Origin of the sequence: Chromobacterium violaceum ATCC 12472, from assembly GCF_000007705.1 — a bacterium.
GTDB classification, from domain to species: Bacteria; Pseudomonadota; Gammaproteobacteria; order Burkholderiales; family Chromobacteriaceae; genus Chromobacterium; species Chromobacterium violaceum.
Genome location: NC_005085.1, coordinates 1,392,456 through 1,418,325 on the forward strand (window position 1 = coordinate 1,392,456; position 25,870 = coordinate 1,418,325).

Annotated in this window: 22 protein-coding genes; 9 read left to right on the forward strand and 13 right to left on the reverse strand. The window is 63.2% G+C overall.

Annotated features, from left to right (window positions below):
• Positions 1–3: 3 nt before the first annotated feature.
• Positions 4–414 carry a hypothetical protein gene (locus tag CV_RS06450; RefSeq protein WP_131825703.1) on the reverse strand — a complete coding sequence of 137 codons (411 nt, stop codon included), beginning with the start codon at positions 412–414 and terminating at the stop codon, positions 4–6.
• Between the two features lie 95 nt (positions 415–509).
• Here CV_RS06450 and CV_RS06455 point away from each other — a divergent pair, with 95 nt between their 5' ends.
• The 5 genes from CV_RS06455 to CV_RS06475 all read left to right on the forward strand — a co-directional run bounded on the left by CV_RS06455 (position 510) and on the right by CV_RS06475 (position 3,563).
• Positions 510–1,358 carry a segregation and condensation protein A gene (locus CV_RS06455; protein WP_043595672.1) on the forward strand — a complete coding sequence of 283 codons (849 nt, stop codon included), beginning with the start codon at positions 510–512 and terminating at the stop codon, positions 1,356–1,358.
• Positions 1,355–2,164 (forward strand): carbon-nitrogen hydrolase family protein, encoded by an 810-nt coding sequence (locus CV_RS06460; RefSeq protein WP_043597506.1) that lies wholly within the window; start codon positions 1,355–1,357, stop codon positions 2,162–2,164. Before CV_RS06455 ends, CV_RS06460 begins: the two co-directional genes overlap by 4 nt.
• A 69-nt stretch (positions 2,165–2,233) precedes the next feature.
• Positions 2,234–2,701, forward strand: a complete 468-nt coding sequence (locus tag CV_RS06465) for an OsmC family protein (protein ID WP_011134878.1) — start codon at positions 2,234–2,236, stop codon at positions 2,699–2,701.
• A gap of 15 nt (positions 2,702–2,716) precedes the next feature.
• Positions 2,717–3,184 carry a thioredoxin family protein gene (locus tag CV_RS06470; protein WP_011134879.1) on the forward strand — a complete coding sequence of 156 codons (468 nt, stop codon included), beginning with the start codon at positions 2,717–2,719 and terminating at the stop codon, positions 3,182–3,184.
• 61 nt (positions 3,185–3,245) lie between these two features.
• Positions 3,246–3,563 (forward strand): MazG nucleotide pyrophosphohydrolase domain-containing protein, encoded by a 318-nt coding sequence (locus tag CV_RS06475; RefSeq protein WP_011134880.1) that lies wholly within the window; start codon positions 3,246–3,248, stop codon positions 3,561–3,563.
• 60 nt (positions 3,564–3,623) lie between these two features.
• On the opposite strand, the gene CV_RS06480 is transcribed toward CV_RS06475, so the two are convergent.
• From CV_RS06480 to CV_RS06500, 5 genes are all read right to left on the reverse strand, one after another.
• Entirely contained in the window at positions 3,624–4,448 is an 825-nt protein-coding gene (locus CV_RS06480; protein ID WP_043595674.1) for an undecaprenyl-diphosphate phosphatase, read from the reverse strand.
• Positions 4,449–4,607: 159 nt separating this feature from the next.
• On the reverse strand, positions 4,608–6,236 hold the full coding sequence (locus tag CV_RS06485; protein ID WP_043595676.1) for a methyl-accepting chemotaxis protein: 1,629 nt from the start codon (positions 6,234–6,236) through the stop codon (positions 4,608–4,610).
• Positions 6,237–6,376: 140 nt separating this feature from the next.
• Positions 6,377–7,795, reverse strand: coding sequence for an exodeoxyribonuclease I (sbcB, locus tag CV_RS06490; protein WP_011134883.1), 1,419 nt, complete (start codon positions 7,793–7,795; stop codon positions 6,377–6,379).
• A gap of 283 nt (positions 7,796–8,078) precedes the next feature.
• On the reverse strand, positions 8,079–8,870 hold the full coding sequence (locus tag CV_RS06495) for an enoyl-CoA hydratase-related protein (protein WP_225548005.1): 792 nt from the start codon (positions 8,868–8,870) through the stop codon (positions 8,079–8,081).
• 34 nt (positions 8,871–8,904) lie between these two features.
• Entirely contained in the window at positions 8,905–9,693 is a 789-nt protein-coding gene (locus tag CV_RS06500) for an alpha/beta fold hydrolase (protein WP_011134885.1), read from the reverse strand.
• A 160-nt stretch (positions 9,694–9,853) separates the two neighbouring features.
• Here CV_RS06500 and CV_RS06505 point away from each other — a divergent pair, with 160 nt between their 5' ends.
• The 4 genes from CV_RS06505 to CV_RS23395 all read left to right on the forward strand — a co-directional run bounded on the left by CV_RS06505 (position 9,854) and on the right by CV_RS23395 (position 15,115).
• Positions 9,854–11,662 carry an EAL domain-containing protein gene (locus CV_RS06505; RefSeq protein WP_011134886.1) on the forward strand — a complete coding sequence of 603 codons (1,809 nt, stop codon included), beginning with the start codon at positions 9,854–9,856 and terminating at the stop codon, positions 11,660–11,662.
• Between the two features lie 437 nt (positions 11,663–12,099).
• Positions 12,100–13,275, forward strand: a complete 1,176-nt coding sequence (locus CV_RS06510) for an ABC transporter ATP-binding protein (protein WP_011134887.1) — start codon at positions 12,100–12,102, stop codon at positions 13,273–13,275.
• 55 nt (positions 13,276–13,330) lie between these two features.
• Positions 13,331–14,620, forward strand: a complete 1,290-nt coding sequence (locus CV_RS06515) for an NAD(P)/FAD-dependent oxidoreductase (protein ID WP_011134888.1) — start codon at positions 13,331–13,333, stop codon at positions 14,618–14,620.
• A 174-nt stretch (positions 14,621–14,794) separates the two neighbouring features.
• Positions 14,795–15,115, forward strand: coding sequence for a hypothetical protein (locus CV_RS23395; protein ID WP_011134889.1), 321 nt, complete (start codon positions 14,795–14,797; stop codon positions 15,113–15,115).
• A 1,977-nt stretch (positions 15,116–17,092) separates the two neighbouring features.
• Here CV_RS23395 and CV_RS22795 read toward each other — a convergent pair.
• The 7 genes from CV_RS22795 to secD all read right to left on the reverse strand — a co-directional run bounded on the left by CV_RS22795 (position 17,093) and on the right by secD (position 25,847).
• Positions 17,093–17,896: a transporter substrate-binding domain-containing protein gene (locus CV_RS22795; protein ID WP_011134893.1), complete on the reverse strand. Its 804-nt coding sequence runs from the start codon at positions 17,894–17,896 to the stop codon at positions 17,093–17,095.
• Positions 17,897–18,441: 545 nt separating this feature from the next.
• Entirely contained in the window at positions 18,442–19,317 is an 876-nt protein-coding gene (locus tag CV_RS06525; RefSeq protein ID WP_048405601.1) for a trypsin-like serine protease, read from the reverse strand.
• A 137-nt stretch (positions 19,318–19,454) separates the two neighbouring features.
• Positions 19,455–20,267 carry an MBL fold metallo-hydrolase gene (locus CV_RS06530; RefSeq protein ID WP_011134895.1) on the reverse strand — a complete coding sequence of 271 codons (813 nt, stop codon included), beginning with the start codon at positions 20,265–20,267 and terminating at the stop codon, positions 19,455–19,457.
• 110 nt (positions 20,268–20,377) lie between these two features.
• On the reverse strand, positions 20,378–22,273 hold the full coding sequence (gene mutL, locus CV_RS06535; RefSeq protein ID WP_011134896.1) for a DNA mismatch repair endonuclease MutL: 1,896 nt from the start codon (positions 22,271–22,273) through the stop codon (positions 20,378–20,380).
• 68 nt (positions 22,274–22,341) lie between these two features.
• A complete protein-coding gene (locus tag CV_RS06540) occupies positions 22,342–22,986 on the reverse strand; it encodes a DedA family protein (protein ID WP_011134897.1) in 645 nt (214 codons plus the stop codon).
• A gap of 74 nt (positions 22,987–23,060) precedes the next feature.
• On the reverse strand, positions 23,061–23,996 hold the full coding sequence (gene secF / locus CV_RS06545; RefSeq protein ID WP_011134898.1) for a protein translocase subunit SecF: 936 nt from the start codon (positions 23,994–23,996) through the stop codon (positions 23,061–23,063).
• Positions 23,997–23,999: 3 nt separating this feature from the next.
• Complete coding sequence (gene secD / locus CV_RS06550) at positions 24,000–25,847, reverse strand: protein translocase subunit SecD (RefSeq protein ID WP_011134899.1); 1,848 nt, start codon at positions 25,845–25,847, stop codon at positions 24,000–24,002.
• Between the last annotated feature and the right edge of the window lie 23 nt (positions 25,848–25,870).

A 25,870-nucleotide genomic window follows, 5' to 3' on the forward strand; every position in this document is an offset into this window, starting at 1 on the left:
TGTTCAGGATCGGGTCGCGAGGGGCTTGGGCGGATAGCAGGCCTGGCGGTTGCCGTTGCCGGCATGGCAGTGGATGCTGAGCACGCGTCCGCTGGACAGGTCGCCGGCCACGGAAAAAGTGACGGGTTGGGTTTTCCAGCCGCTGCGGGCGGTGCCGGACAGGCGGAAACGGTACTGGCCGGCGCCGGTGCCATCCTCCTGCGCGATCAGATGGGTGGTCTCCGGGTAGCCCAGCTCCTTTTCTATGATGCGTCGGCTGACTTCCTCGATCTCGCGCTTGCGCCAGAAGTGGTCGGAACTGGCCGACAGGCGGCGCGGCTCGGATGCGTGGGAAGCGCCGTCGCCGTCCAGTCCGCAGGCGGCAAGCGGCAGGCAGAGCAGGCCGAGGATGACGGGCAATGGCGGTAGCGGCACGCTGGCGTGACTCCTGTTGTCGAAACCGGTTGGTGCGCCGCAACGGGCAAAAGTTCAACCGCCGCGGGAGACGGCTTACTGGTATCCTTGTCGCCATGAGCGCCGTACCCGAGAATGCCACCGATTCCCCCACGCCCGATTTCCAGCTCACCGCGCCCGAGCTGCCGCCCAGCGTGCCCATCGCCCACGTATTCGGCCAGCCGGTGCTGGAAGTGCCGCAGGACTTGTTCATCCCGCCAGACGCGCTGCAGGTGATCCTGGAGAGCTTTGAAGGCCCGCTGGACCTGCTGCTCTACCTGATCCGCAAACAGAACCTGGACGTGCTCAACATCCCGATGGCCGAGATCACCGCTCAGTACATGTCCTATATCGACGCGATGAAGCATGGACGGCTGGAGCTGGCCGCGGAATACCTGCTGATGGCGGCGCTGCTGATCGAGATCAAGTCGCGGCTGTTGCTGCCGCGGCCGCAGCTGGACGAAGACGGCGAGCCGGACGATCCGCGCGCCGAGCTGGTGCGACGGCTGCTGGAATACGAGCAGATGAAGCTGGCGGCGCTGGAGCTGGACAAGATTCCGCAGGCCGACCGCGATTTCGCCTGGCTGGCGGTGCTGATCGAGCAATCGGCCGAGCAGCGGCTGCCGGATGTCGGCGCCGCGGATCTGCGCCAGGCCTGGATGGCCATCCTGTCCCGCGCCAAGCACCGCCGCCACCATAAGGTGGAAAAGGATGAATTGTCGGTGCGCGAGCAGATGAGCTGGATCCTGCGCTACCTGGACGGCAAGGAGTATGTGCCGTTCGAGGAACTGTTCGACGTCGACAAGGGCGTCGCCCATCTGGTAGTCAATTTCATCGCCGTGCTGGAGCTGGTGAAGGAAGGCATGGTCAAGGTCAGCCAGGACGCGCCGTACCAGCCCATCTACGTGCGGATCGCGCTGGTGTGAGCAGGATCCGCCTGGCCTTGGCGCAGCTGCCCGCGCCTGAAGCTCCGTCCCGCCTGCTGCCGCTGCTGCGCCAGCGCTGCGAGGAGGCGGCGGCGGATGGCGCGCATCTGCTGCTGTTGCCCGAGATGTGGTCCACCGGCTACGCGCCGGCAAAAATGAGTGCCGCCCACGCCTGGAGCGACGACGCGCCGGTTTTGGCCGAGGTCGCCCGGCTGGCGGCCGAGCTTGGCTTGGCCATCGGCCTCACTTATCTCGCCCGCCGCGACGGCGCGCTGCGCAACCGGTTGCGTCTGCACGGCGCAGACGGCTCGATCGTTCTGCAGTACGACAAGGTTCACATCTGCGATTTCACCGACGGCACCGAGACCGCGCTGCAAGGCGGCGACGGTTTCGCTTGCGCCGACGTCGCGCTTGGCGGCGAGACGGTGCGCGTCGGCGCCATGATTTGCTTCGACCGCGAGTTTCCCGAAGCCGGCCGCGCGCTGATGCGGCAGGGCGCCGAACTGGCGCTGGTCCCGAATGCCTGCCCGATGCGCGAGGATGCGGAGCTGGGCGATGTCCGCTTGCAGCAGCTGCGCGGACGGGCGCTGGAAAACCGCTTCGCCGTCGCGCTGTGCAATTACCCGGCGCCGCAATACGACGGCGCCAGCTGCCTGGTCGACGCCCGCGGCCGTTTGCTGGCGGCGGGGGACAGGCGGCCGGGCCTGTTGTTGGCGGAGCTCGACCTTGCCGAGCTGCGGCGTTGGCGCGCTGAGCAGGACGAGGTGTGGGGCGAAGCCGCCTTGAGGCCGTCTTGCTACCGCTGAACGCGAAAATGTTATTGTCATCGCCGTGCTATCATCGATGGTCGATCAATCGGACAAGGAGCGGACGCGATGGCGCAGCATCAGGCGGAAGTGATCTGGCGGCGCGGCGATCAGGATTTTCTCGACCGCCGCTACAGCCGCAAGCATCTGTTGAAATTTGACGGCGGGGCGGAAGTGGCCGGCTCCTCGGCGCCGCAGGTGGTGCCGCCGCCGTACTCCGATCCCGCGGCGGTGGATCCGGAAGAGGCCTTCATCTCCTCCTTGTCCAGTTGCCATATGCTGTGGTTTCTGGATATCGCCGCGCGCGCCGGTTTCCGCGTCGACGAATACCACGACGTCGCCGTCGGCGAGATGGGCAAGAACGAGGCTGGCAAAGCCTGGGTGTCCCGGGTGACGCTGCAGCCCAGGACCGTGTTTTCCGGCGACAGGCTGCCCACGCCCGAGCAGCTGGATCAACTGCACCATGCCGCCCACGCAGAATGCTTCATCGCCCATTCCGTGAAAACCGAAGTGCTGTGCCGGCCCAGCCTGGGCTGACCCTGGAGAATTCCCATGAAAAAACTGCTGATTCTATTGTCGCTGTGGCTGGCGAGCGCCGCCGCGTTGGCGGGCGACCTGCCGTATGACGAGCTGGCCGACGCCAAGGCCGAGTTGAGCCGGACGCTGGACGCGGCCAAGCAAGGCCGTCAGCCGGTGCTGCTGATTTTGGGGGCCAACTGGTGCCCGGATTGCCGCGCGCTGGATGCGGCGCTGAACAGCGGCAAGAGCGCTGAGCTGCTGGCGCGCGAGTTCAAGGTGGTGAAGGTGGATGTCGGCAATTTCGACCATAACCTCGACATCGACGCCGAGTACGGCCATCCGATAGCCAAGGGCATTCCGGCGGCGGTGGTGCTGTCGCCGGACAACAAGGTGGTCTACGCGACCCGCGCAGGAGAACTGGCCGACGCGCGGCGGATGAGCGAAACCGGCATCTACGAGTTCTTCGAGCGCGTGAGTCGACTGGGCCTGACAAGTCAGTAGACCTTGCTGTCCGAAAGGGGCGACTCAGTCGGAGTCAACCATATTGAATCGAGGTGGCGGTATGCCAGTTTTGCCGGAAAACGCGGTGCTGGGCGATTACCAGCGTTATGTGTCTGAATTAGAAGAGGAGCGAGGTTTCAGCCAGCAGAATGCCCGAGATAAATGCCTGTTGCTGGGCGAGGAGATCCGCGAGTTATTCAAGGCCGTGCGCAAGGCGGAAGGCATGGGGATTGATGCCAATGAGAAAGTAGCGGAGTTGGAGGGCGAGCTGGCTGACGTTTTCATTTACTTATGCGCGATAGCCAACCGTTTTGACATCGACTTAGGCATGGCATTTCGACGGAAAGAAGCAATCAATCACACTCGCAGCTGGGTATAACTTTTGTTGGCTGAGGCAGGGCAAGGCCTATAGGCCTGCCCTGCCTTTGGTTCCTCTGTTTCAGGCGCTCCAGTTCACCAGGCCGCTCCACCAGGTCCCCAGCACGATCAGGCCGAAGGCGATGCGATACCAGGCGAACACCGCGAAGCTGTGCGTGGAGATGAAGCGCAGCAGCGCGCGGATGGCGAGGAAGGCGAAGACGAAGGACGCGATAAAGCCGACGGCGAACACGCCGATGTCGTCCGCGCTCAGCGCGTCGCGGTGCTTGATGAGGCTGTACAGCGAGGCGGCGCCCAGCGTCGGGATGCCGAGAAAGAACGAGAACTCGGTGGCCGCCTTGCGCGACAGGCCCAGGAACAGGCCGCCGATGATGGTGGCGCCGGAGCGGCTGGTGCCGGGGATCAGGGCCAGGCACTGGCACAGTCCCACTTTCAGCGCGTCCTTCAGGCTCAGATCGTCGACGGTCTCCACCGCGACTTTATGCTCGCGCTTTTCCGCCCACAGGATGATCAGGCCGCCGACGATGAAGGCGATGGCCACGCATACCGGATTGAACAGCACGGCTTTGATCTGCTTGGAAAACAGCAGGCCGGCGACGGCGGCGGGGATGAAGGCGATGACGATGCCGAGCAGCAGATTGCGCTCGCCGCCGGGACGGACGGCGCCGGCCACGGTATGGCCTATCTTGCGGCGGTACTCCCACACCACCGCCAGCATTGCGCCCAGCTGGATGAAAATTTCGTAGACGTCGCGCTTTTCCTTGTCGAGAAAGCCCAGCAGGTCGCCGGTCAGGATCAGGTGGCCGGTGGAGGAGATCGGGAGGAATTCGGTGATGCCCTCGACCAGGCCCATGATCAGGGAGTGGAACAGCAGGATCGGATCCATTGAACGCTCGGTTTGGGTGAGTTGGGAAGAATGGACGCGATTATAAGCGAGAAGCATGCATGTTGTTGGCCGCTTGTCGCGCGTCCGCTCATGGCGTCCGGACGCGCAAGAAAACGGCCGCGCCGGCAAGGGGCGCGGCCGGGGCGGCCAGGCTGGCCGTCACAGCCGGAAGCGGGTGGCCACGCTCTGCAGATTGGCCGACAGCGCGTTCAGCTGGCTGGAGGTGGTGGCCAGCTCCTGCACGGTGGCGTTGTTCTCCTCCGCCATCCGCGACACCTTCTCCATGTCCTGCGCCAGGCTCAGGCTGGTGCTGCGCTGTTCGGTCAGCGCGCCGGTGATGCTGTGTATCGTGCGCATGATGGTGTCGGCGCTGGTTTCTATCTCCCGCATCGAGTTGGAGGCCTGCTCGGCGGTGCCGGACACGCCCTCCACGCAGTCCAGGCTTTGGCCCATGCTGCTCACCACCTGGCCGACGCCCTGCTGGATCGACCCTATCATCTTGGTGATTTCCTGGGCCGAGGTGGTGGTGCGCTCGGCCAGCTTCCTCACCTCGTCGGCCACCACGGCGAAGCCGCGGCCGGTTTCGCCGGCGCGCGCCGCCTCGATCGCCGCGTTCAGCGCCAGGAGGTTGGTCTGGTCCGCGACGTCCCGGATCACGGTGACGATATTGCCGATCTGCTGCACTTCCTTGGTCAGGCTATTCATCTGCCTGGCGGTTTCGTCGACGGACGTGGTGACGAAGCGTATCTTGCCCACCGATTCCAGCACTTCGTGGCCGCCGCGGTTGGCCAGTTGGCCGGCCGCCTGGGCCTGTTCCGACGCCTCGCTCGAATTGTCCGCCACCTGGTTGATGCTGACCGTCAGCTGCTCGATGGACGCGGCGGCGGAGGTGGTGGCCTCGGCCTGGGTCTGGGCGCCGTTGGCCACCTGCTGCGCCATGCCGGACAGCGCGCGCGCGGAGTCCGACACCTGGTGGGCGTTGTCCTGGATGCTCTGCACCATCTGCCGCAGGCCCTCGCGCATTTCCTGGATGTCGCGCGCGATCAGCATCGCCTCGTCCCGCGCCGGAGGAATCGGCTCGCTGAGGCCTGACAGGTCGCCCTGCTTGATCTGGTGCACCAGGTCGGCCGAGCGGCGCAGCGGCGAGGTGATCAGGTTGGAGATGATCAGCGCCACCGCCATCGCCAGCAGCAGCGAGGCCAGCGCGGTGCCCAGCAGGATGGCCACCGCCTGTTGGCTGGAGTCCATCGCCTCTTGCATCGACTTGTCCAGGCGGCTCTGCTGGCGGTCGCGCAGCGACAGCAGGGCGGAGATGAAGGCGTTGTTGGTCGGCGCGAACTGGTTTTCCAGCATGTCGCGCGCGGCGTCGGTCTGGTGGCTGCGCATCAGGCCGTACAGCGGTTCGAACAGCGGGCGCTGGCTGTCCTGCGCCGCGCGTATCTTGGCGAACAGCGCGCGGCCTTCCGGAGTGGACAGCATGGGCTCCATCTTGTCCAGATCGGCCCGGTTGTTGGCGCGCAGGACTTCCACATTGCGGATCTGCTGCTCCACTTTCTGCGGATCGCGGGCGAGCACGCCGTCGCGCACGCCGCGGCTGATGTAGAGCAGATTCAGCGCGATGCGCTGCGACAGCACGATCTTGGGATAGCGGTCTTCCTTGATCTCGGTGATGTTGTTCTGGATGGTCTGCAGCTTGTTGTAGGCGATCAGGACCACGGCGCAGAGCAGAAGGATCAGCAGCGAGAAGCCCCCCAGCAGCTTCTGTCGGACGGTGAATTGGTGGAGCATGCGCGCCTCCCGGCAGGTATGTCGAATTTGCGTATCAATTCGTTCTAGTTCATCGGCTAGTAGAAATTCATACGCATAAACGCGTATCTGGTCAGGATGAGGGAAGGCGGAGGCGGCCGGCGAGGCCGCCGGCCGGAGGGTCAGGCCAGACTGGCCTGAAGACTGGCGGCGTAGTCGGCCACTTGTTGCAGCAGGTTGCGCTGGCCATCGGTCAGTTCGCCGGCCCGCAGTTCGGCCAGCTCCTGCTGGAACGCCGGCCAGGATTGGGCCAGCCTGGCCTGGCACCAGGCTTTCCAGCGCTTTTGCTCGTCGCCGGACAAGGTGTCCGGGAAGTTGCGGGCGCGGTAGCGGAACAGCAGCTCGGCCAGCTGCGGGTCCTCGAACAGCGCCATCTCGCCGGCCAACTGGGCGGCGGACAGCCGGCGCATTTTCTGCAGCGCCTTGCGGTCGTTGTTGGAGACGAAGCCGCCGTAGAGGTTTTGATCCACATCTTGCGGCTCGCCGGCTTCGCGTTGATAAACGCGGCGCCACAGCGCCGACAGGTCTGGCAGCGCGCGGGCGGCCTCGGCGTGGCGGTGGATGGCGGCCAGGTCCATGCCCCAGCGCGCGGCGTTGTCGTCGCCCAGCGCCTTCAGATTGGCCACCACGAACGGCGACTTGTTGATGTGGATGGTCTTGACCGGCAGCCGCGCCACGCCTTCGGGCAGTTCGTCGGCGCGCGTGAACATGCGCTGGCGGATGTCGTCGGCGGAGAGGCCGCGCAGTTCGGCCGGGTCGTGGGCCAGGTCCCAGACGATGACCTCGTTGGCATTGGTCGGGTGGGCGGCCAGCGGCCAGACCACGGCCAGATTGCCGCGCTCCACGCCGTACATGCCGGAGACGTGCAGCACCGGCTTGGGGTCGTGCAGCGACAGCTGCACCTTGACCGCGTCCTTCTTGCGCAGCGTCAGGTAGTAGTCGAACAGCTTGGGCTGGCGCTGGCGGATCAGCCGCGCCAGCGCGATGGTGGCGCGCACGTCGGACAACGCGTCGTGGGCCGACGCATGCGCCAGCCCGTTGGCGGCGGACAGGTGCTCCAGCTTGAAGCTGGTCCGGCCGTCCTCGTGCTTGGGCCAGACGATGCCGTCGGGGCGCAGCGCGTAGGTGGCGCGGACCAGGTCCAGCAGGTCCCAGCGGCCGCAGTGGTTCTGCCATTCGCGGGCGTAGGGGTCGATCAGGTTGCGCCAGAACAGGAAGCGGGTGACCTCGTCGTCGAAGCGCAGCGAGTTGTAGCCGACGCCTATGGTGGCGGGCGTGGCCAGCTCGCGCTCGATCACGCCGGCGAACTCGTGTTCCGCCACGCCCTGCTGCCGGCACAGCTGCGGCGTGATGCCGGTCAGCAGGCAGGCCTGCAGCGTGGGCAGGTAATCGGGCGCGGGGCGGCAGTACAGCATCACCGGCTCGCCGATCTCGTTCAGCTCGGCGTCGGTGCGGATGCCGGCGAACTGCGACGGGCGGTCCTGGCGCGGCACGGCGCCGAAGGTTTCGTAGTCGTGCCAGAAGAACGTGTGATTGGACATGGATGGAGGCGGCAAACGGTAAACGACGCTATTGTCGCACCGTCGCCGCAGGTCGGGCCAGCCTCCGCGCCTCATGCGGGGGGATTCCGACGCGGCGCCCGGCTCTTAAGGACAGTTCCGGCGCGCTACAGGGATGGCGTGGTCTTGCCGGGCGACCGGCCATCATGCTTGTAGCCGCTAACAACACCCCTGATCCTGCGTTGCGCCTCCTTGCCGTACTGTGCGTACTGTCTGCGTCGGCGCGCCTTGGCTCAGATGCGCTACGAGGTTTTGTGAGCGGCTCTTATTCCATCCAGCCCGGCTTGCGCATCTCGATCAGCGCGCGCATGCCTTCGCGCCCTTCGTCGCTCATTCGCACCGTCAGGCTGTGTTCGATGCAGCGCTGCATCACCTGGGGCGTGATCTCCTGCTTGCCGATCTCGCCTATCAGATGCTTGGTGGCGCGCATCGCCGCCGGGCTGTTCAGCAGCAGTTGGCCCACCATATGCTCCACCGCGGCGTTCAGCTCGTCGTTTTCCACCACCTGATGGATCAGGCCCAGCCGCTTGGCCTTGCCGGCGTTGAAGCGCTCGGCGGTGATGCTGTAGCGCCGGGTGGCGCGTTCGCCTATCGCGCGGATCAGGTAGGGGGCGGTGAGCGCGGGAATCTGGCCGAACCTGACGTCGGCGAGGCTGTACAGCGCTTCGGACGCGCTGATGGTGATGTCGCAACAGGCGACCATGGCCACGCCCAGGCCGAAGGCCGAGCCCTGGACCTTGGCCAGCGTCGGCTTGGGCAGCGTGTCCAGCGTATGCAGCAGCCGCGCGATCTGTTGCGCGTAGCGGTTCAGCTCGTTGGCGGAGAATTCCGCCAGCCGGCGCAGCCACTCCGGATCATGGCCGGCGGAGAAGCTGATGCCGCTGCCGGTCAATACCACCATGCGCACCGTGGCGTCTTCCGCCAGCGTTTCCAGCGTGGCGGCCAAGAGGCTGATGGTTTCGTCGTCCAGCGCATTGTGCAGGCCCGGGCGGTTCAGCGCGACGGTGGCGATGCCACGGTTGTCCACGCTCAGCGTTACGGCGTCGGTGCTCATCATGTTTCCCCCTGTCTTGAAAGAATGGTTGGCCGCCTCAGTCCTGGCGGAAGCGGACGATGGCGCGGGCGAAGGCTTCCACGGCTTCGATGTGCAGCACGTGGGCGGCGCCGGGCAGCACTTCCAGCTCCGCGCCCGGTATCAGTTCCTGCAGCAGCCGCGCCTGGTACAGCGGCGTCAGCCGGTCTTCGTCTCCGACCAGTATATGCACCGGGAGTTGCAATTGCGGCAGCCAGGTCCGCGCGTCGTGTTGGCGGACGCCGTTGATCAGCCGGATCACCGCATCCCAGTCCACCATGCCCGCCAGCAGCTTCAGATCGTCCAGCATCGCGGCGTTGCCGGCCAGGAAGCGGCTGGAGAACAGCCAGGGCACGCTGACCTGGTAGCGCAGATCGAGCCCGCCCTGGTTGTTGGCGGCGATCCAGCTGTCGCCGATGTGATGGTTGACGGTATCGGCCCAGGCCAGCGTGCCGGCCAGCAGCAGGCGGCTCAGCCGGCCGGGATGGCGGTGCGCCAGGTGCTGGGCCACCATGCCGCCGTACGACAGGCCGGCCACGTAAGCCTGAGGCAGCTGCAGCCAGTCCAGCAGCGCGGCGGCCAGGTCGGCCTGGTCGGCCAGCGCGTAGAGTTCGCCCGGCGGGTGTTCGCTCTGCCCCTGGCCGAGGAAATCCATGCGGATCACCCGGAAGTGCGGTTCCAGCAAGGGCATCATCAGCGTCCAGCCCACGGTGGACATGGTGATGCCGTTCAGCAGCAGCAGGGGCTGGCTGCCGTGGCCGCTTTCCTCGTAGTAGACCTGGTATCCGGCTAGCTGGGCGTGCGGCATGGCGGGCGCTCCTGTCCTGGCGGTATCGTCACATTCATTCTAGAACCGGCGGCCTTAGGCTGAACAGGTGGCGGGCGTAAATCCCATTTGTAATGTCGATGACATTTTCAGGGCGTAGATTGCCCGGGTTGAGCGGAATTCGGGCAGTCGGTCGAGAAATATGCAAACTTGCGTCGAGCCATCCCTGCCGGCGGGGATGGCGGGGTGGAGCCGGGAACTGGGGCAGATCATAGGCCAGCGCCGGCTGCAGCCGGTGTTCCAGCCCATCGTCGATCTGGAGGCGGGCGGCATACTGGGCTACGAGGGACTGATACGGGGCCCGTCCGACAGCACGCTGCACTCGCCGATGATGCTGTTCGAGGCGGCGGAGCGCTGCCGGATGCTGCTGTCGCTGGACCTGGCCTGCCTGCGCGCCTGCGCCGAGCGTTTCGCCGAACTGGACCTGCCCGGCCTGCTGTTCGTCAACATCCACCCGGAAACGCTGCTGGCCGAGGAGTCCCGCCCCGGCGCGCTGCAGTCCTTCCTGGCCCGCATCGGGCTGGACCCCAAGCGGGTGATACTGGAGCTGACCGAAACCCGGCCCAACGGCGGCTACCTGGCCTTGCGCGAGGTGACCGCCGGGCATCGCGGACATGGGCTGCGCATCGCGCTGGACGACCTGGGCGAGGGCTTTTCCAATCTCCGGCTGTGGTCGGAGCTTCGGCCGGACTTCGTCAAGCTGGACAAGCACTTCGTGCAGAACATCCACCTCGATCCGCTGAAAGAGCAGTTCGTGCGCTCGATCGCCGACATCGCCCGCCAGTCCGGCGCGCTGCTGGTCGCCGAGGGGATAGAGTCCGCGGCCGAGTTGAGAACCTTGTGCCGCCTGGGCGTGGGCTACGGCCAGGGCTACCTGCTGGCCAGGCCGAAGGCGGCGCCGGCGCGCGAAATGCCGCTGCCCGCCGCGTCGCTGCCGTGGTTCGGCGGCCGCCGCCACGGGCTGCGCAAGCAGCCGTTGGCGCGCGATCTGTTGCGGGAGGTGGCGCCGCTGGAGGCCGGCGTGCCGAACGAGACCGCCTATCGCCGCTTCGCAGACGACCCGGCCTGCTTCGCCATCCCGGTGGTGCAGGACGGCGTGCCGGTGGGCCTGCTGCGCCGCCATCATCTGCTGGAAAGCTTCGCCAAGCCCTTCAACCGCGAGCTGTACGGCAAGAAGCCCTGCCAGCTGATGATGGACAAGCAGCCGCTGGTGGTCAGCGCCGACCTGACCGTGCACGAGCTGTCCAGCCTGGTGGTGGCGGCCGAGCAGCGCTACCTGGTGGATGGCTTCATCATCGCCGAAAACGGCCGCTACCTGGGCATGGGCACCGGCTTCGCGCTGATGCGCAAGATCACCGAGCTGCAGCTGTCCGCCGCGCGCTACGCCAACCCGCTGACCGGCCTGCCCGGCAACGTGCCGATCAGCGAAACCATAGACCGCTTGCTGGAAATGCGGACGCCCTTCGTGGCGGTGTACGCCGATCTCGACCACTTCAAGCCCTTCAACGATCTGTACGGCTACGCCGCCGGCGACGACTTGATCGAGCTGCTCGCCCGCCTGCTGCTGGAATGCGTGGACCAGGAGCGCGACTTCGTCGGCCACGTCGGCGGCGACGACTTCGTGGCGCTGATGCAATCGGAAGACTGGGAGGCGCGGCTCAGGGCCATGCTGGCGCGCTTCGGCGAACAGGCGGCGCGGCACTTTTCCGACGCCCATCGCCTGGCCGGCGGTTTCGAGGTGGCCTCGCGCAACGGCGAACCGGTGTTCCTGCCGCTGACTACCTTGTCGCTGGGCGTGGTGAGGGTGGGGCCGGGCCAGTATCTGAGCCACCACGAGATCGGCGCGGCGACGGCGGAGGCCAAGAAGCAGGCGAAGAAGCTGCCTGGAAACAGCTTGTTCGTCGAACGGCGCCAGCCCGGCGCGCCGTCCTGCTGCGCCTGCGGACGCTGATTCTCAGCTTCGCGCTGCTCCGCGAGCCTATCCACAAGTGTTTGATGTCTTAAACGCAATAATGCCGCGGCGCGGCATTTTCCTTGCTGAGGCGCGCAAGCCACAGACTATCGTTCTAGTGCGGTCAATCTATTGATCGTCGCTTGTCAAATTTCTTAAACATGGCATAGGCTGTGTCCACCACCGGCGCGCCAGACGCCGGCTGCCGCCCGCACCGCGGCAGGGGAGTGTGAGGACTTCTTGCCGCAGACCCGCGCCGCGGCATCGGGCCCGCTCTCCCCATCGCTTCATCTTTCCCGGCAATGCCGGCCGCGCTTTGCCATGCTGTAAGCGTGCCGGCAGCGTCAAGACGGTGGATGTTATGTCCACCGCGTGTCTCAAGCGTCCAAAACAGCAAGCGGCGCCGGCAGGGCGCCGCAGTCGGAGGGAGTGGGAACATGTCGGAAGCCATCGCGGCCAGCAAGCAAGCAGCCAGCCCCATCGCCAGCGCCGCCCCGGCGCATGCCGTCGCCGGGAACGAACCGCCGTATCTGCGGATCAGCGGCGTGGTGAAGAAGTTCGGCGACCACCTGGCGGTGGATCATATCGACCTCGACATCCGCCGCAACGAGATCTTCGCCTTGCTGGGCAGCTCCGGCTGCGGCAAGTCCACGCTGCTGCGCATGCTGGCGGGCATGGAGACGCCCACCGCCGGGCGCATCATCCTGGACGGGCAGGACATGCAGGGACTGCGGCCGTACGAGCGGCCGGTCAACATGATGTTCCAGAATTACGCGCTGTTCCCGCACATGACGGTGGAGCAGAACGTCGCCTTCGGCCTGAAGCAGGACGGCGCGCCGCGCGACGAGATCGCCGAGCGGGTGGCGAAAATGCTGGACCTGGTGCAGATGCGCAAATACGCCGGCCGCAAGCCGCACCAGCTGTCCGGCGGCCAGCAGCAGCGGGTGGCGCTGGCGCGCAGCCTGGTGAAGCGGCCCAAGCTGCTGCTGCTGGACGAGCCGCTGGGCGCGCTGGACAAGAAGCTCAGGCAGCAGACCCAGCTGGAGCTGGTCAACACCATCGAGGCGGTGGGCGTCACCTGCATCATGGTCACCCACGACCAGGAAGAGGCGATGACCATGTCCAGCCGCATCGGCATCATGAGCGAAGGCAAACTGCTGCAGGTGGGCACGCCGACCGAGATCTACGAATACCCAAGCTGCCGCTTCACCGCCGAATTCATCGGCGAGACCAATATGTTCGAAGGCGCGGTGGTGGTGGACGAGCCGGACCGGGTGGAGATCAATTCCCGGGAGCTGGGCGGCGTCATCCACATCGACCACGGCATCACCGGCCCCAAGGGCATGCACGTGTGGGCCAGCGTGCGGCCGGAGGACGTGCGGCTGGACAAGCAGCCGCTGCCGCCGGGCGCCAACCGCGCCGCCGGCACGGTGCGCGACATCGCCTATCTGGGGAGCTACTCCGTCTATCACGTGCAACTGGCGGGCGGCAAGATCGTCAAAGCCGTGGTGCCATCGTCGCGCTGGTGCGACGCCAACGAGACCGCCCCCACCTGGGACGAGACGGTCTACCTCAGCTGGCGCGCCGATTCGCCGGTGGTGCTGACCCAGTGACATCCGCGTCCCCGGCCCGCCGGGGGCTTTCTTTCCGATCCGCCCTGAGGACTTTATGCTGCGTTTCGCCCATCAGCCCCATCCGCCATCCTATTACGCCGCCACCGCCCACGCCTGGGACCCGCAGCCTCCGCTGCGCGGCGAGGCCGGCTGCGACGTGTGCGTGGTGGGCGGCGGACTGGCCGGGCTGTCGGCGGCGTTGAACCTGCGGGAGAAGGGCTTCTCCGTCATCCTGCTGGAGGGCTCGCATGTCGGCTTCGGCGCCTCCGGCCGCAACGGCGGCCAGGTGATCGCCGGCTACGCCGGCGACATCGAAAGCATCCGCGCCCAGGTGGGCGACGAGGCGGCCAAGGCGCTGTGGGACATGTCGGTGGAGGCGGTGGAGATCATAGACGAGCGCGTGCGCCGCCACGGCATCCAGTGCGACTGGCAGCGCGGCTATGTCAGCGCGGCGGTCAAGCCGCGCCATCTGCGGGAGCTGGAAGCCTGGCAGCGCGAGGCCGAAGAGCGCTACGGCTACGGCGGCATGCGGCTGTGGGACCGGGCGGCGCTGCGCGGCAAGCTGGCCAGCGAGCGCTACCAGGGCGGCCTGTTCGATCCCCGCTCCGGCCATCTGCACCCGCTCAACTACACGCTGGGCCTGGCCCGCGCGGCGCTGGCTGCCGGCGTGGCCATCCACGAGCAGACGCCGGTTTTACGCATCGAACAGGGCGACGCGCCCAAGGCATTCACCGAGCATGGCGTCGTGCGTTGCCGCCACTTGGTGCTGGCCTGCAATTCCTACATCGGCGCGCTGGCGCCGCAGTTGGAGCGGCGCATCATGCCGGCCGGCACCTATGTGATCGCCACCGAGCCGTTGGGCGAGGAGAGGGCGCGCGCGCTGATCGCCGACAATATGGCGGTGTGCGACACCAACTTCGTGCTCGACTACTACCGGCTGTCCGCCGACCACCGTCTGCTGTTCGGCGGCAAGGTCAGCTATTCCGGCCACGAGCCGCGCGATCTGGCCGGCGCCATGCGCGCCGACATGCTGCGCGTGTTCCCGCAGTTGGCCGATGTCGGCATTGCCTATGCCTGGGGCGGCTTCTGCGACATCACCGTCAACCGCGCGCCGGACTTCGGCCGCCTGTCCGGCAGCGTCTACTACCTGCAAGGCTTTTCCGGACACGGCGTCAACATCACCGGCCTGGCCGGCAAGGTGGTGGCCGAAGCGATCGCCGGCACCTCGTCGCGGTTGGACCTGTTTTCCAAGATCCGCCACCGCGACTTTCCCGGCGGCAAGCTGCTGCGCACCCCGGCGCTGGTGTTGGGGATGGCTTACTACCGGATCAGGGATTATCTGTAGACAGCGCCGGCGTAGGCGTTATGTCTGAAGCCCGAGCATGTGATAGCGTGCTCGGGCTATTTATTTTATTGGTCGTTTACCGGGAAATAATTGCGGGCTTATTTGCTGTATCATGTTGATTTTATAGATCTAAGGCTTTTCTCCGCTTGTGTGGTCCTGCTTTCTCGGTAAACGTTGGGCTTCATTTCATTCAGCCCAACCTACGGCCCTGAACTTGTCGGTAAAGATCTATACGGATATACACATCCGAATGGGGCGATTGATCTTTATCCGGATACATTCACAAATACAGAACAGCTTGTGAAAACGATTGGTCATGAACGGACCCACACGATGCAAATTGATTTGTATGGCCATCCGAATCGATTTGCAGACGATCCTTTACGTTTGAATCAAGAGCTTCGGCTAAATGAAAATGCTGCACATGGCATTGAAGACAGTTTTTGGCAGTGCTATCAGAAGAACAAAACAGGGCGACTTGAGGGGGGTGAATAATGGTCAATAACTTTACTTACCTAGATTGGGTGAAATACTTGCCGGCTAGCGATGCTGGATATGCTCAGTGTTCATGCCCGGTTTGTAATTCCATCGGCCTTTCTTATCAGTACTTTGGCTTTACTGATAGTGAATTCGGCTGGAAATTGATTTGGTGTCGATCGTGCATGAATGGTATTCGAATTTCCAGGACGAGAGTTCCTGCTGAGGCACAGCCTCTTATTGCTGACGAGGACCAAGAGCAGTTTCTCAATCAGCACTCAGAAATTAACCTGATCGCATAGTTTAATCGGACCAAGCCTTTCGTGGGAAGGTTCGGTGTTTAAAATGCGGCGGTTATAACATTGGAGAGTGTTGAGGGAAGATTTGCAGGCTCTTCTCGAGAGGTCGGTTTCATTGTTGATAGCCAAAGTGGTTAGGGCCGTAGATACCGTCTTTCACGTCAAGCGGCTCTTGCGTAGTCGGCCCGGTAAGGTTGGCGTGTTTTCACGGCCGTACGGTGCAATCGTAGGGTGCGACACCCGGCCTGTACATGAACGACGTTACGGTTTAATTGCCGGGCGCCGCACCACCTGTCTGTGCGAATGGTAAACCGGTGATCGCGTTCCCCGGATAATTGATGGATGTTGTGAGTTTGACGTGGGTCGCATCGCGGCCAAGTGCCGCCACGGGGCGGGACGTTGCCCGGCAGCTAGGTAGGGCAGGCTGACCAGAGGTCATGCCTACGTGCTGAATCAGGGCCGTAGGTTGGGCTGAGCTTGCAAAGCCCAACGTTCACCGCGACATATGGCTATCAATATTTAGGGGGTCATGCATTTTCTCGGTGAACGTTGGGCTTCATTTCATTCAGCCCAACCTACGGCCTGGTTTTTTTGTTGTATTATGCTGATTTTCAAGGCTTGATCTTTTTTAGGATCGTAAGTTGGGCTGGGCTTGATAAGCCCAATGTATCACCTCGATACATTTCGATCAATATTTATGGGGCCGTATTTATTGGTAAACGTTGGGTTTTATTATTGTCTATCGAGGATGATGATGTGTATCGAAGAGTAAAGTAGAGAATGCTTGTGGCTGGAGTTGAAGTGATTGTGCCGGGATGATTGTTGTAATCTGAAATGTCGAGGTCGGGTGGAAGAAGGTCGTAGGTTCGGCTGAGCTTGCGAAGCCCAACGCTCGGTGCGATATATGGTGATTTATATTTATGGGTTCGTGAATTTTCTCGGTAAACGTTGGGCTTCATTTCATTCAGCCCAACCTACGGCCCTGTTCCTAAGAAAAGATAATGCAGAATGAATTGTTTAATGGTGGATCCTTCAGATTTTGATATTTGGGCGCGAGTGGATGTGGGAGCATCTTTAGCTGTGGCAGAGTGGCTTGCTAAAAACTTAGCCATATCGAAAATAGATGCTTTTCGTGCGATATCGCCAGCAATGAAGGCTAGTCAATATATACAGATATATTCTGGGTATGGTTGGAGTGAGTTGCCAAAGTTATTGGAAAATTTGCCACCGTTTGTTTTGTCAGGGACTGCTGCTTTTGCCAAGGTGGATTGTAGTCCTGAGTACAAAGTCAGTTATTGTGAAGAGCATAAGCTGTATCATCGCCCTGCTGGGTGCCCCATATGTTCTGGAAACTATATTCATGAAGGGTGTCGAGGAGGTTAATTTTCTTGTGCTGACTTGGAAAAGGTCTTACTTGTATGGTTGGTAAGGTTGGTGTGCTGTTTTAAAATAAGTGACCTTCTATATTTCATCTCGGTAAACTTTGGGCTTCATTTCATTCAGCCCAAGCTACGGTCTGGCGCAACGTAATCGGCGCAACGGCACTGGCAGGATCTATTACATAAACGGCGCATCCCTTTAATGGCGATGCGCCGTTTTCTTTGGTTCTTCACGGAATCGTGGGGAACTTGAAGTCAATGCCGGGGGGACGTCGCCAGCTTGCAGCCTGCCACATATGCCGATTGAAGAGGCGTCTTTAATGAACGAATTCTCCAATGTGCAATATCACTTTGAATTTTTTAATGTCACCATTTGACTCCATTTTATCGATGATAATGTTCATCTCTTCTGCTGAAATGGGACCATTTTCACGCACTAGGTTTGATAGCCCCACTCTCGAATCAAATGTTTTTGATACGATTAATTGATTTTTTATTGTTTTGCTTTCCATGTATTCTCCAATAATGGTTTCTGGGACAATGCCAACTTCTGCTCGTCCGGATAGTATGAATTTGACAACGGCTTCATTTGAGGATAGTAATTCGACTTGAAAATTTTCTTTAATGCACCTCTCGTCTGGATTGTTTTTGAAAATATTATAGTGATAGCCAAGCACTCCAGCGATTTTCTTTGATTTTATGTTTGAAAACACCGCTTCTCCACCATATTTATTTTCTTTTTTTGCAATGTAAACATCGCCACTCGTGGCAATTGTTTTGGTGGATTGTAATTTTAATTCGTTTTCTGTCCATTTTGTCGTTCGAAATGGATAAACGTCAGCCCGTTTCTCTATGAAAAATTTATTCAATCTTAGCTTGGGAATGATGATGAATTTAAAATTATAACGGTTCTGGACTTTATTCATTTTATTAACAAAGTCGACAATGGGTCCTGCCGGCTTTCCATTTTCTCCTGAATAAATCAATTGAGCCCATGTTTCAGAAGCCACAATGACTTCGGTTTGAGCATGAGCGGAGTGATGGATAAATGCCAGAGGGAAGAATAAGATATAACGAGAGGCGCTATGTAAAATAAATAAAGTGCTTTTCCAGGAAAACATAATTCTCACCTAAAAGTCATAAGTTGATCTGTAATGCTTGTGGAGGGCGGTTTTTAGATCTAAATGGTATATTCTCCGCTGTCCTGCAATATTTTCTTGACTGTAGTGGTGAGGTTTTTGGCTGTTTTGTTGGTTTTTAAATTAGTGCATGTGAAGCGTTTTTGCAAAGTCTATTCGGTAAAATATCTCATGGGCTCATGTTGATTTGGGTTTAATTAATTCGTTTATGATGATAGGTGTAAAACATGTCTTTGGATTTGTGAGGAGTATGCCCAATTCGATCTTTTGACTCATGGAAGTATCTGAAGCCGCGTGTCGCTTTGGGCCGAATGGAAGATTGAAAAGGCAAGTCATGTGACGTTCCTCTATGAGTATTCAGGACCAGTTGATTGTCTTGGTCGGATGGGGGCGCTCCAATCATTTATGGCACGGACAGTAATCCCATGCTTATTTGACGTTTTACGCAATGGCGACAACGGCAAATTAGGACTTGCGCGCCCTACCTGGGTAATATTTGGAGCGACAAGCGGTGAGGCTTGTCTTGATCAGAACAGATACCCTCCTGCATACAGCGCCGTCGCCGCGTTGTTGAGGATGGGCGCGTCCGGCGGCAGCCGGTCGGGCAGAAAGTTGGCGCCCAGCGTCGCGCCCATCAGGTAGACCCGGCTGCCGCTGACATGGAGCATGGGGCCGCCGGAGTCGCCGGTGGCGGTGCTGCTGTTGTTGGATGCCTCCACGATCAGCGCGTCGGTGAAGTAGAGGTCGGGACGGCTGTGGCGCAGCGCCTGGGCCTGGCGGGACGAGATGACGGCGTTGCGGACCTGGAAAGGGTGGGACAGGTTGAGCTGCCCGCCCTGGGCGTTCCGCACGTCGCCGAAGCCGGTGACGAACACGCCCTTGCCGGCCGGGTCCTGGCGGTAGAAGGCCAGGTCGCCGCTGCCGTAGGGCACGCGGTGGCTGGGGCTAGCGGCGATGTAATCGCGTAGCGGCAGCCTGGCCTTGAAGGAGATGAACATCAGGTCGTAGTCCCAGCGGCCGTAGCCGTTGCGGAATTCGATGTCGCTGTTGTCCGGCGCCAGAATCTGTTCCTTCGCCGGCAAGGGCTGTCGGATGTTGTCCGGCGCGGCGGCGGGGAAGTCGTAGCCCACTTTCAAGCCGTCCAGAAAGCCGGTGATCAGGCCGGCGACTTGGTCTTCGTTCCACGCTGTCGGCGTGGCGATGCCGGCGCGCACGCACAGATTGTGTTTGGCGGTGACGATGCCCGGGATCTGGTTGGCGTCGATGACCAGCACGCCGGAGCCGGTGAAGCGGTCATTGCTCAGCCTGACGGTGCTGAACTGTATTTGTTCCCTGAGCGCTTGCGGCAACCGGGAAAAGGCGTTCAGCGCGTCTCGTTTGGCGGTGTCGTTGAATTGCATCATTCCGCTCCTTCTGTCAGGTGCCGGCGGGGAGCCAGGCGCTCAATCGTCGGGACGAGGCGGGGAGCGGTTTGTGAAGGGAGGCCGGCATGGGGCGCTGGCGGATCCATGCCATTCCATCCGGCATGCCGGGGCGGGGGTTAGTCGAAGACCAGCCGATTGCCGACGGCGATGTTCGTCTGCCTGGGCAGGAAGTGGCGGGCGTAGCCGCTGCAATGGCAGGCGAAGAGCAGGGCGCCGGCCCGGGACTGGAAGTAGCGGCGGACATTCAGCAGCCGCAGCGGCCCGGCGCTGCGCAGGTGGAAGCCGCCTATCACCGCCCGCACCCGGCTGTCGCCGCAGACTTCCATCGCGTAATCGACGGTGTGGCGGATGCCGGCGTGGGCGCAGCCGCTGAAGATGATCAGGCCCTTTTCCGTGCGGCAGACCAGCGCGGAGTCGTCCTCCACCCGGTCCGGCGCGCTGCGGCCGGTGTTCGGCCATAGCCGGCCCATGGCGCCCTGGCCTTCGCGGTAAGTGCGGCGTGGAATGCGGCCGAGAAACACGAAATCGTCGGCGAAATGGTAAGGCTCGCGGTGCAGCTGAAGGTCGAAGCGGCTTTCCAGATCGGCCGGAATAGCGGGAATGCCCAGCCGCCGCAGCCGCCACGGTCCCAGCATGGCGGCGCGCGGCAGCAAGGCGTGCGGGTGGGCGATCAGCTGCGGCCGCTTGTGCAGGATGGGGGACAGCGCGGCGAGGCCGCCGCTGTGGTCGTAGTGGCCGTGGGACAGCACCAGGTGGCTGAGCGCGGACAGATCGACGCCCATCTTCGCCGCGTTCTCCAGCAGCAGGCCGCCGCGGCCGGTGTCGAACAGCACGCGATGGCCGTTGTGCTCTATCCACAGCGCCAGCCCGGCCTCGGCCCGCAGCGCGGGCCGGTGGCTATGGTTTTCCACCAATACGCTGACTCTCATCGCCGTCCTGCGCTTTCTTCGCGCGGATGTCGACCGGATGGCGTATCGAGGGGGAAGGCTAACCGTATCCGCAACAATGCTTGTCTTTCTTGTTATCTGGCGGGACGGATTTACTGGCCGCGCATGAACAGCTTGTCCAGGTCGCGCATGGTCAGCCGGGTCCAGGTGGGGCGGCCGTGGTTGCATTGGCCGGAACGCTCGGTGGCTTCCATGTCGCGCAGCAGCGCGTTCATTTCCGGCAAGGTCAGCTGGCGGTTGGCGCGCACCGCGCCATGGCAGGCCATGGTGGCCAAGAGCTCGTTGCGGCGCTCGGTCAGCACCTGGGTCAGGCCGAACTCGCGCACGTCCTTCAGCACCGCGCGGGCCAGCTCCACCGGGTCGCCGTCCTTCAGCCACACCGGCACGCCGCGCACGGCGATCTGGGTTGGGGACAGCGGCGCCAGCTCCACGCCCAGCCGCTTCATTTCCTCGCCATGCTCGTGCGCGGTGGCCACCTCCATGCGGTCGGCGGCGAAGGACACCGGCAGCAGCAGCGGTTGCAGCGGGATGGCGTCGGACTCCAGCGCGGCTTTCAGCCGTTCGTAGACGATGCGTTCGTGCGCCGCGTGCATGTCCACCAGGATCAGGCCTTCTGCGCATTGGCTGAGGATGTAGACGCCGTGCAGCTGCGCCAGCGCGAAGCCCAGCGGCGGGATGCCGTTCTCGTCGTGGGCGGGCATGGCCAGCACCGCCGGATGCAGCAGCGGCGCGGCGGGGGAGGGCATCGCCGGCTCGGGGCGCGACAGCGCCCGCTCTTCCTCGCGCAGGCCGCCGAACAGCTTGTCGTAGACGCCCACCGCCTCGCGCGCGACGTTCAGGGGGATGGACTGCTGTTGATACTGGAAAGGCTGCGGCGCCGGCGCGCCGGACGAGGCCGGCTGGGGCGAGGCGCTGGCGAACAGCGGCGCCGATTCGCCGCGGGGCAGCTGCGGCGCGGCCGTTTCCGCGCCTTCCACCTGGACCGTCGGCGCGGCGCCGGCGCTGGTGCCGGCCAATGCCTTGTGCACGCTGTGGAACAGGAACTGGTGCACCGCCTGGCTTTCGCGGAAGCGGACTTCGATCTTGGTCGGGTGCACGTTGACGTCCACGCCGGACGGCTCAAGCGTGAAGAACAGCGCGTAGGCCGGATGGCGGTCGTGGTGCAGCACGTCGCGATAGGCCTGGCGCAGCGCGTGCTGCGCGGTCTTGTCGCGCACGAAGCGGCCGTTTACGTAGAAGTACTGGGCGTCGCGACTGGCCTTGGAGTATGTGGGCGAGGCGACGAAGCCGCTCAGCGCCAGCGGGCCGGCCTGGCTGTCCAGCGGGATGGCGGCGGCGACGAAGTCCTTGCCCAACAGCGCGGCCACGCGGTCCTCGGCGCTTTGCGACGGCAGCCGCCACGCCACCTTGCCGTTGTGGCGCAGCAGGAACTCCACCTCCGGATGCGCCAGCGCGATGCGCTCGAAAGTGGCCGCGCAGTGCGCGTACTCGGTGTTTTCGCTCTTCAGGAATTTGCGCCGCGCCGGGGTGTTGAAATACAGGTCCACCACTTCCACGCTGGTGCCGTGCGGATGGGCGGCCGGCTCCACCGGATGCAGGGTGCCGTCTATCGCGATGATCTGGTGGGCGTGGTCGGCATCGTGCGGGCGGCTCGTCAGCGTCAGCCGCGACACGGACGCCACGCTGGCCAGACCCTCGCCGCGGAAGCCCAGCGTGGAGACCGATTCCAGGTCGTCCAGCGACGCGATCTTGCTGGTGGCGTGGCGGTCCAGCGCCAGCGGCAGGTCGTCGGCGGCGATGCCGGCGCCGTTGTCCGTCACCCGGATCAGCTTGATGCCGCCCTGGGCCAGGTCCACGCTGATCCGCGTCGCGCCGGCGTCCAGGCTGTTTTCCAGCATTTCCTTCAGCGCGGAGGCGGGGCGTTCCACCACCTCGCCGGCGGCGATCTGGTTGACGAGGTGGTCGGGCAGGCGTTGGATGCGTGTCATGGGCGGCGTCGCGGAAATATCAAAAACGAAAGGCCGCGCTGCGGCGGCCTTGTCGATTCTACTACGGATCAGCCGCGGGTGGCCGCGCGCTTGTGGCGCCAGATTTCGATCAGCCCCGGCAGGAAGGAGACGAAGATGATGCCGAAGATCAGCAGCTCCAGGTTCTTGCGCACGAAGGGCAGGTTGCCGAAGAAGTAGCCGGCGTAAGTGAAGCCGACCACCCAGGCGACGGCGCCCACCACGTTGTACCGCAGGAACTGCGGGTAGTGCATCTTGCCGATGCCGGCCACGAACGGCGCGAAGGTGCGCACGATGGGCACGAAGCGGGCGAAGATGATGGTCTTGCCGCCGTGGCGCTCGTAGAAGGCGTGGGTCTTCTCCAGGTACTGCGGCTTCAGGATGCGCGGGAACATGTCGAACAGCCGCATGCCGACGTTGCGGCCGATCGCGTAGTTGGTGGCATCGCCCAGGATGGCGGCGACGATCAGCAGGATGACCAGCAGGTGCGGGTTCATCTGGCCCATCGCCGCCAGCGCGCCGGCGACGAACAGCAGCGAGTCGCCGGGCAGGAAGGGGGTGACCACCAGGCCGGTCTCGCAGAACACGATCAGGAACAGGATGGCGTAGACCCAGGGGCCGTAGGCGGCCACCAGCTGGGTCAGGTGGGCGTCGATGTGCAGGATGAAGTCGATCAGAAAGGTGATGGCTTCCATGATTTCCGTTATGAGCTAGGTGGGCAGACGCGAAACTGGCCGGACGAGCCGGCCAGTCGTTCAGAAGGCGATGATCAGACCACCGCTTCCTCTTTTTGTTTCACCGGCTTGATCATGTGCTCGCGCTTCACGCCCAGCCACAGCGCGATCGGGCTGGCCACCAGCACCGATGAGTAGATGCCGAACACGATGCCGATGGTCAGCGCCATCGCGAAGCCGTGCAGAGCCGGGCCGCCGAACACCAGCATCGACACCACCATCATCTCGGTGGAGAAGTGGGTGATGATGGTGCGGCTCATGGTGGAGGTGATGGCGTTGTCGATCACTTCGGCCACCGCGTGGCCGCGCATGCCCGGCTTGCGGAAGTTTTCGCGGATCCGGTCGAACACCACCACCGACTCGTTCACCGAGTAGCCCAGCACCGCCAGGATGCCGGCCAGCACGGTCAGCGAGAACTCCCAGCGGAAGAAGGCGAAGCAGCCGAGGATGATCACCACGTCGTGCATGTTGGCGATGATGGCCGCCACGGCGAAACGCCACTCGAAGCGGATGGCCAGGTAGAGCATGATGCCCACGCACACCAGGATCACCGCGGTCAGGCCGTGGGTGACCAGCTCCTCGCCGACGCTGGGGCCGACGAAGTCCACCTTGCGCAGCTGCACGGTCGGGTCGGCGGCCTTGAGCTGGCCCATCACCTTGTCGGACAGCTGGGCGGTGCTGGTGCCCGGCTTGTTGGGCAGGCGGATCATCACGTCGCGGCTGGTGCCCAGATTCTGCACGGTGGACTCGCCCAGCTTCAGCGCGTCCACCTTCTCGCGCACCTGGTCCAGGTTGGCCGATTGCTGGTACTGCACTTCCAGCACGGTGCCGCCGGTGAACTCCACGCTGAAGTTCAGGCCGCGGGTGGCCAGGAAAAACACGGCGAGGATGAAGGTCACCAGCGAAATGGCCGTGGTGAGCCTGCCGTAGCTCATGAACGGGATGTCCCGTTTGATGCGGAAAAGCTCCATGGTTTAGCCCTTGTTTTCCGGTTTCCACACCTGGCCGATGGCCAGCGAGGTCAGTTTGCGGCGACGGCCGTACCACAGGTGCACCAAGCCGCGCGACACCAGCACCGCCGAGAACATCGAGGTCAGGATGCCCAGGCAGTGGACGATGGCGAAGCCGCGCACCGGGCCGGAGCCGAAGATCATCAGCGCCAGGCCGGCGATCAGCGTGGTGACGTTGGAGTCCAGGATGGTGTGCCAGGCGTGGTCGTAGCCGGCGTGGATGGCCGAGTGAGGCGGCATGCCGTTGCGCAGCTCCTCGCGGATGCGCTCGTTGATCAGCACGTTGGCGTCGATGGCCATGCCCAGCGCCAGCGCGATGGCGGCGATGCCGGGCAGGGTCAGCGTGGCCTGCAGCATGGACAGCAGCGCGATCAGCAGGAACACGTTGATCGCCAGCGACAGCGAGGAGAATACGCCGAACAGGCCGTAGTAGATCACCATGAACACGGCGATGGCGGCGAAGCCCCACAACGTGGCGTGGAAGCCCTTCTCGATGTTTTCCTTGCCCAGGCTGGGGCCGATGGTGCGCTCTTCGATGATGTTCATCGGGGCGGCCAGGGAGCCTGCGCGCAGCAAGAGGGCGGTGTCGTTGGCCTCGGCGCTGTTCATGCTGCCGGAGATTTCCACGCGGCCGCCGCCGATTTCGGTGCGGATCACCGGCGCGGTGACCACTTCCTTGCGGCCTTTTTCCACCAGCACCATCGCCATGCGCTTGCCGACGTTCTCGGCGGTCAGCTGGCGGAAAATGGCGGCGCCGGTGCTGTCCAGATTGATGCTGACGGCGGGCGCGCCGAACTGGTCGAAGCTGGGCTGGGCGTCGTTGATATTGTCGCCGGTCAGCTCCACGTCGCTCTTGAGCAGAATCTTGCTCTGGCCGCGGGAGGTGGCTTCGTCCAGCAGCTCGTAGCCTGCCGGCACGTTGCCGGCCAGCGCCTCGGCCACCTTGCCCTGGTCGTCCTCGACCATGTGCACTTCCAGCGTGGCGGTGCGGCCGATGATGTCCTTGGCGCGGGCGGTGTCCTGGATGCCGGGCAGCTGCACCACGATGCGGTTGGGGCCGTTCTGCTGGATGATGGGCTCGGTGGTGCCCAGCTCGTTGACGCGGTTGTGCAGGGTGGTGATGTTCTGCTTGACCGCGTCGTTCTGAATCTTGGTGATTTCTTCAGGCTTCAGCGTCAGCAGCAGCTTGTTGCTGGCGTCGTCGCTGCGGACCGCCAGGCTGGGCAGCATGCGGTAAACCACGTCCTGGGCCGACTTCAGCGTGTCCTCGTCGCGCAGCTGCACTTCCAGCGTGTTGCCGTTGCGCTTGATGCTGCCGTAGCGCACCTGCTTGTTCTTCAGCTCGCGGCGCAGGTCGCCGGCGTAGCGTTCCATCGCCTTGTCGGTGGCCGCCTTCATGTCCACTTCCAGCAGGAAGTGCACGCCGCCGCGCAGGTCCAGGCCGAGGAACATCGGGTTGGCGTGCAGCGAGGCCAGCCAGGACGGCGAGGCCGGCAGCAGGTTCAGCGCGATGATGTAGTTGTCGCCCAGCGCGTGCTGGATGGCGTCGCGCGCCTTCAGCTGGGTGTCGGTATCCTTGAAGCGGACCTTCAGGCTGTTGGCGTCGAGGAAGACGCCGTCGGGGCTGAGGTTCTGCGATTTGAGCGCGTCTTCCACGCGCGCCATCACGGCGGAGTCCACCGGAATGGATTGGCGCGAGCTGGAGACCTGCACCGCGGGGGTCTCGCCGTAGAAATTGGGCAGCGTGTAAATCGCCGAGATGATCAGCGCCACCACGATGACGAGGTATTTCCAGAGAGGGTAGCGGTTCATGTTCTAGTTCTGGAGTGGGAAAT

Excerpts from the sequence above, each read along its gene's own strand:
- CV_RS06540 (WP_011134897.1), bottom strand. The coding sequence starts at position 22,986 with ATGGAAGCCATCACCTTTCTGATCGACTTCATCCTGCACATCGACGCC.
- CV_RS06485 (WP_043595676.1), bottom strand. The coding sequence starts at position 6,236 with ATGCTCCACCAATTCACCGTCCGACAGAAGCTGCTGGGGGGCTTCTCG.
- secF (WP_011134898.1), bottom strand. The coding sequence starts at position 23,996 with ATGGAGCTTTTCCGCATCAAACGGGACATCCCGTTCATGAGCTACGGC.
- CV_RS06505 (WP_011134886.1), top strand. The coding sequence starts at position 9,854 with ATGCAAACTTGCGTCGAGCCATCCCTGCCGGCGGGGATGGCGGGGTGG.
- CV_RS06455 (WP_043595672.1), top strand. The coding sequence starts at position 510 with ATGAGCGCCGTACCCGAGAATGCCACCGATTCCCCCACGCCCGATTTC.
- CV_RS06495 (WP_225548005.1), bottom strand. The coding sequence starts at position 8,870 with ATGATGAGCACCGACGCCGTAACGCTGAGCGTGGACAACCGTGGCATC.
- CV_RS06530 (WP_011134895.1), bottom strand. The coding sequence starts at position 20,267 with ATGAGAGTCAGCGTATTGGTGGAAAACCATAGCCACCGGCCCGCGCTG.
- CV_RS06515 (WP_011134888.1), top strand. The coding sequence starts at position 13,331 with ATGCTGCGTTTCGCCCATCAGCCCCATCCGCCATCCTATTACGCCGCC.
- sbcB (WP_011134883.1), bottom strand. The coding sequence starts at position 7,795 with ATGTCCAATCACACGTTCTTCTGGCACGACTACGAAACCTTCGGCGCC.
- CV_RS06500 (WP_011134885.1), bottom strand. The coding sequence starts at position 9,693 with ATGCCGCACGCCCAGCTAGCCGGATACCAGGTCTACTACGAGGAAAGC.
- secD (WP_011134899.1), bottom strand. The coding sequence starts at position 25,847 with ATGAACCGCTACCCTCTCTGGAAATACCTCGTCATCGTGGTGGCGCTG.
- CV_RS22795 (WP_011134893.1), bottom strand. The coding sequence starts at position 17,896 with ATGTTTTCCTGGAAAAGCACTTTATTTATTTTACATAGCGCCTCTCGT.
- mutL (WP_011134896.1), bottom strand. The coding sequence starts at position 22,273 with ATGACACGCATCCAACGCCTGCCCGACCACCTCGTCAACCAGATCGCC.
- CV_RS06465 (WP_011134878.1), top strand. The coding sequence starts at position 2,234 with ATGGCGCAGCATCAGGCGGAAGTGATCTGGCGGCGCGGCGATCAGGAT.
- CV_RS06475 (WP_011134880.1), top strand. The coding sequence starts at position 3,246 with ATGCCAGTTTTGCCGGAAAACGCGGTGCTGGGCGATTACCAGCGTTAT.
- CV_RS06470 (WP_011134879.1), top strand. The coding sequence starts at position 2,717 with ATGAAAAAACTGCTGATTCTATTGTCGCTGTGGCTGGCGAGCGCCGCC.
- CV_RS06480 (WP_043595674.1), bottom strand. The coding sequence starts at position 4,448 with ATGGATCCGATCCTGCTGTTCCACTCCCTGATCATGGGCCTGGTCGAG.
- CV_RS06510 (WP_011134887.1), top strand. The coding sequence starts at position 12,100 with ATGTCGGAAGCCATCGCGGCCAGCAAGCAAGCAGCCAGCCCCATCGCC.
- CV_RS06525 (WP_048405601.1), bottom strand. The coding sequence starts at position 19,317 with ATGATGCAATTCAACGACACCGCCAAACGAGACGCGCTGAACGCCTTT.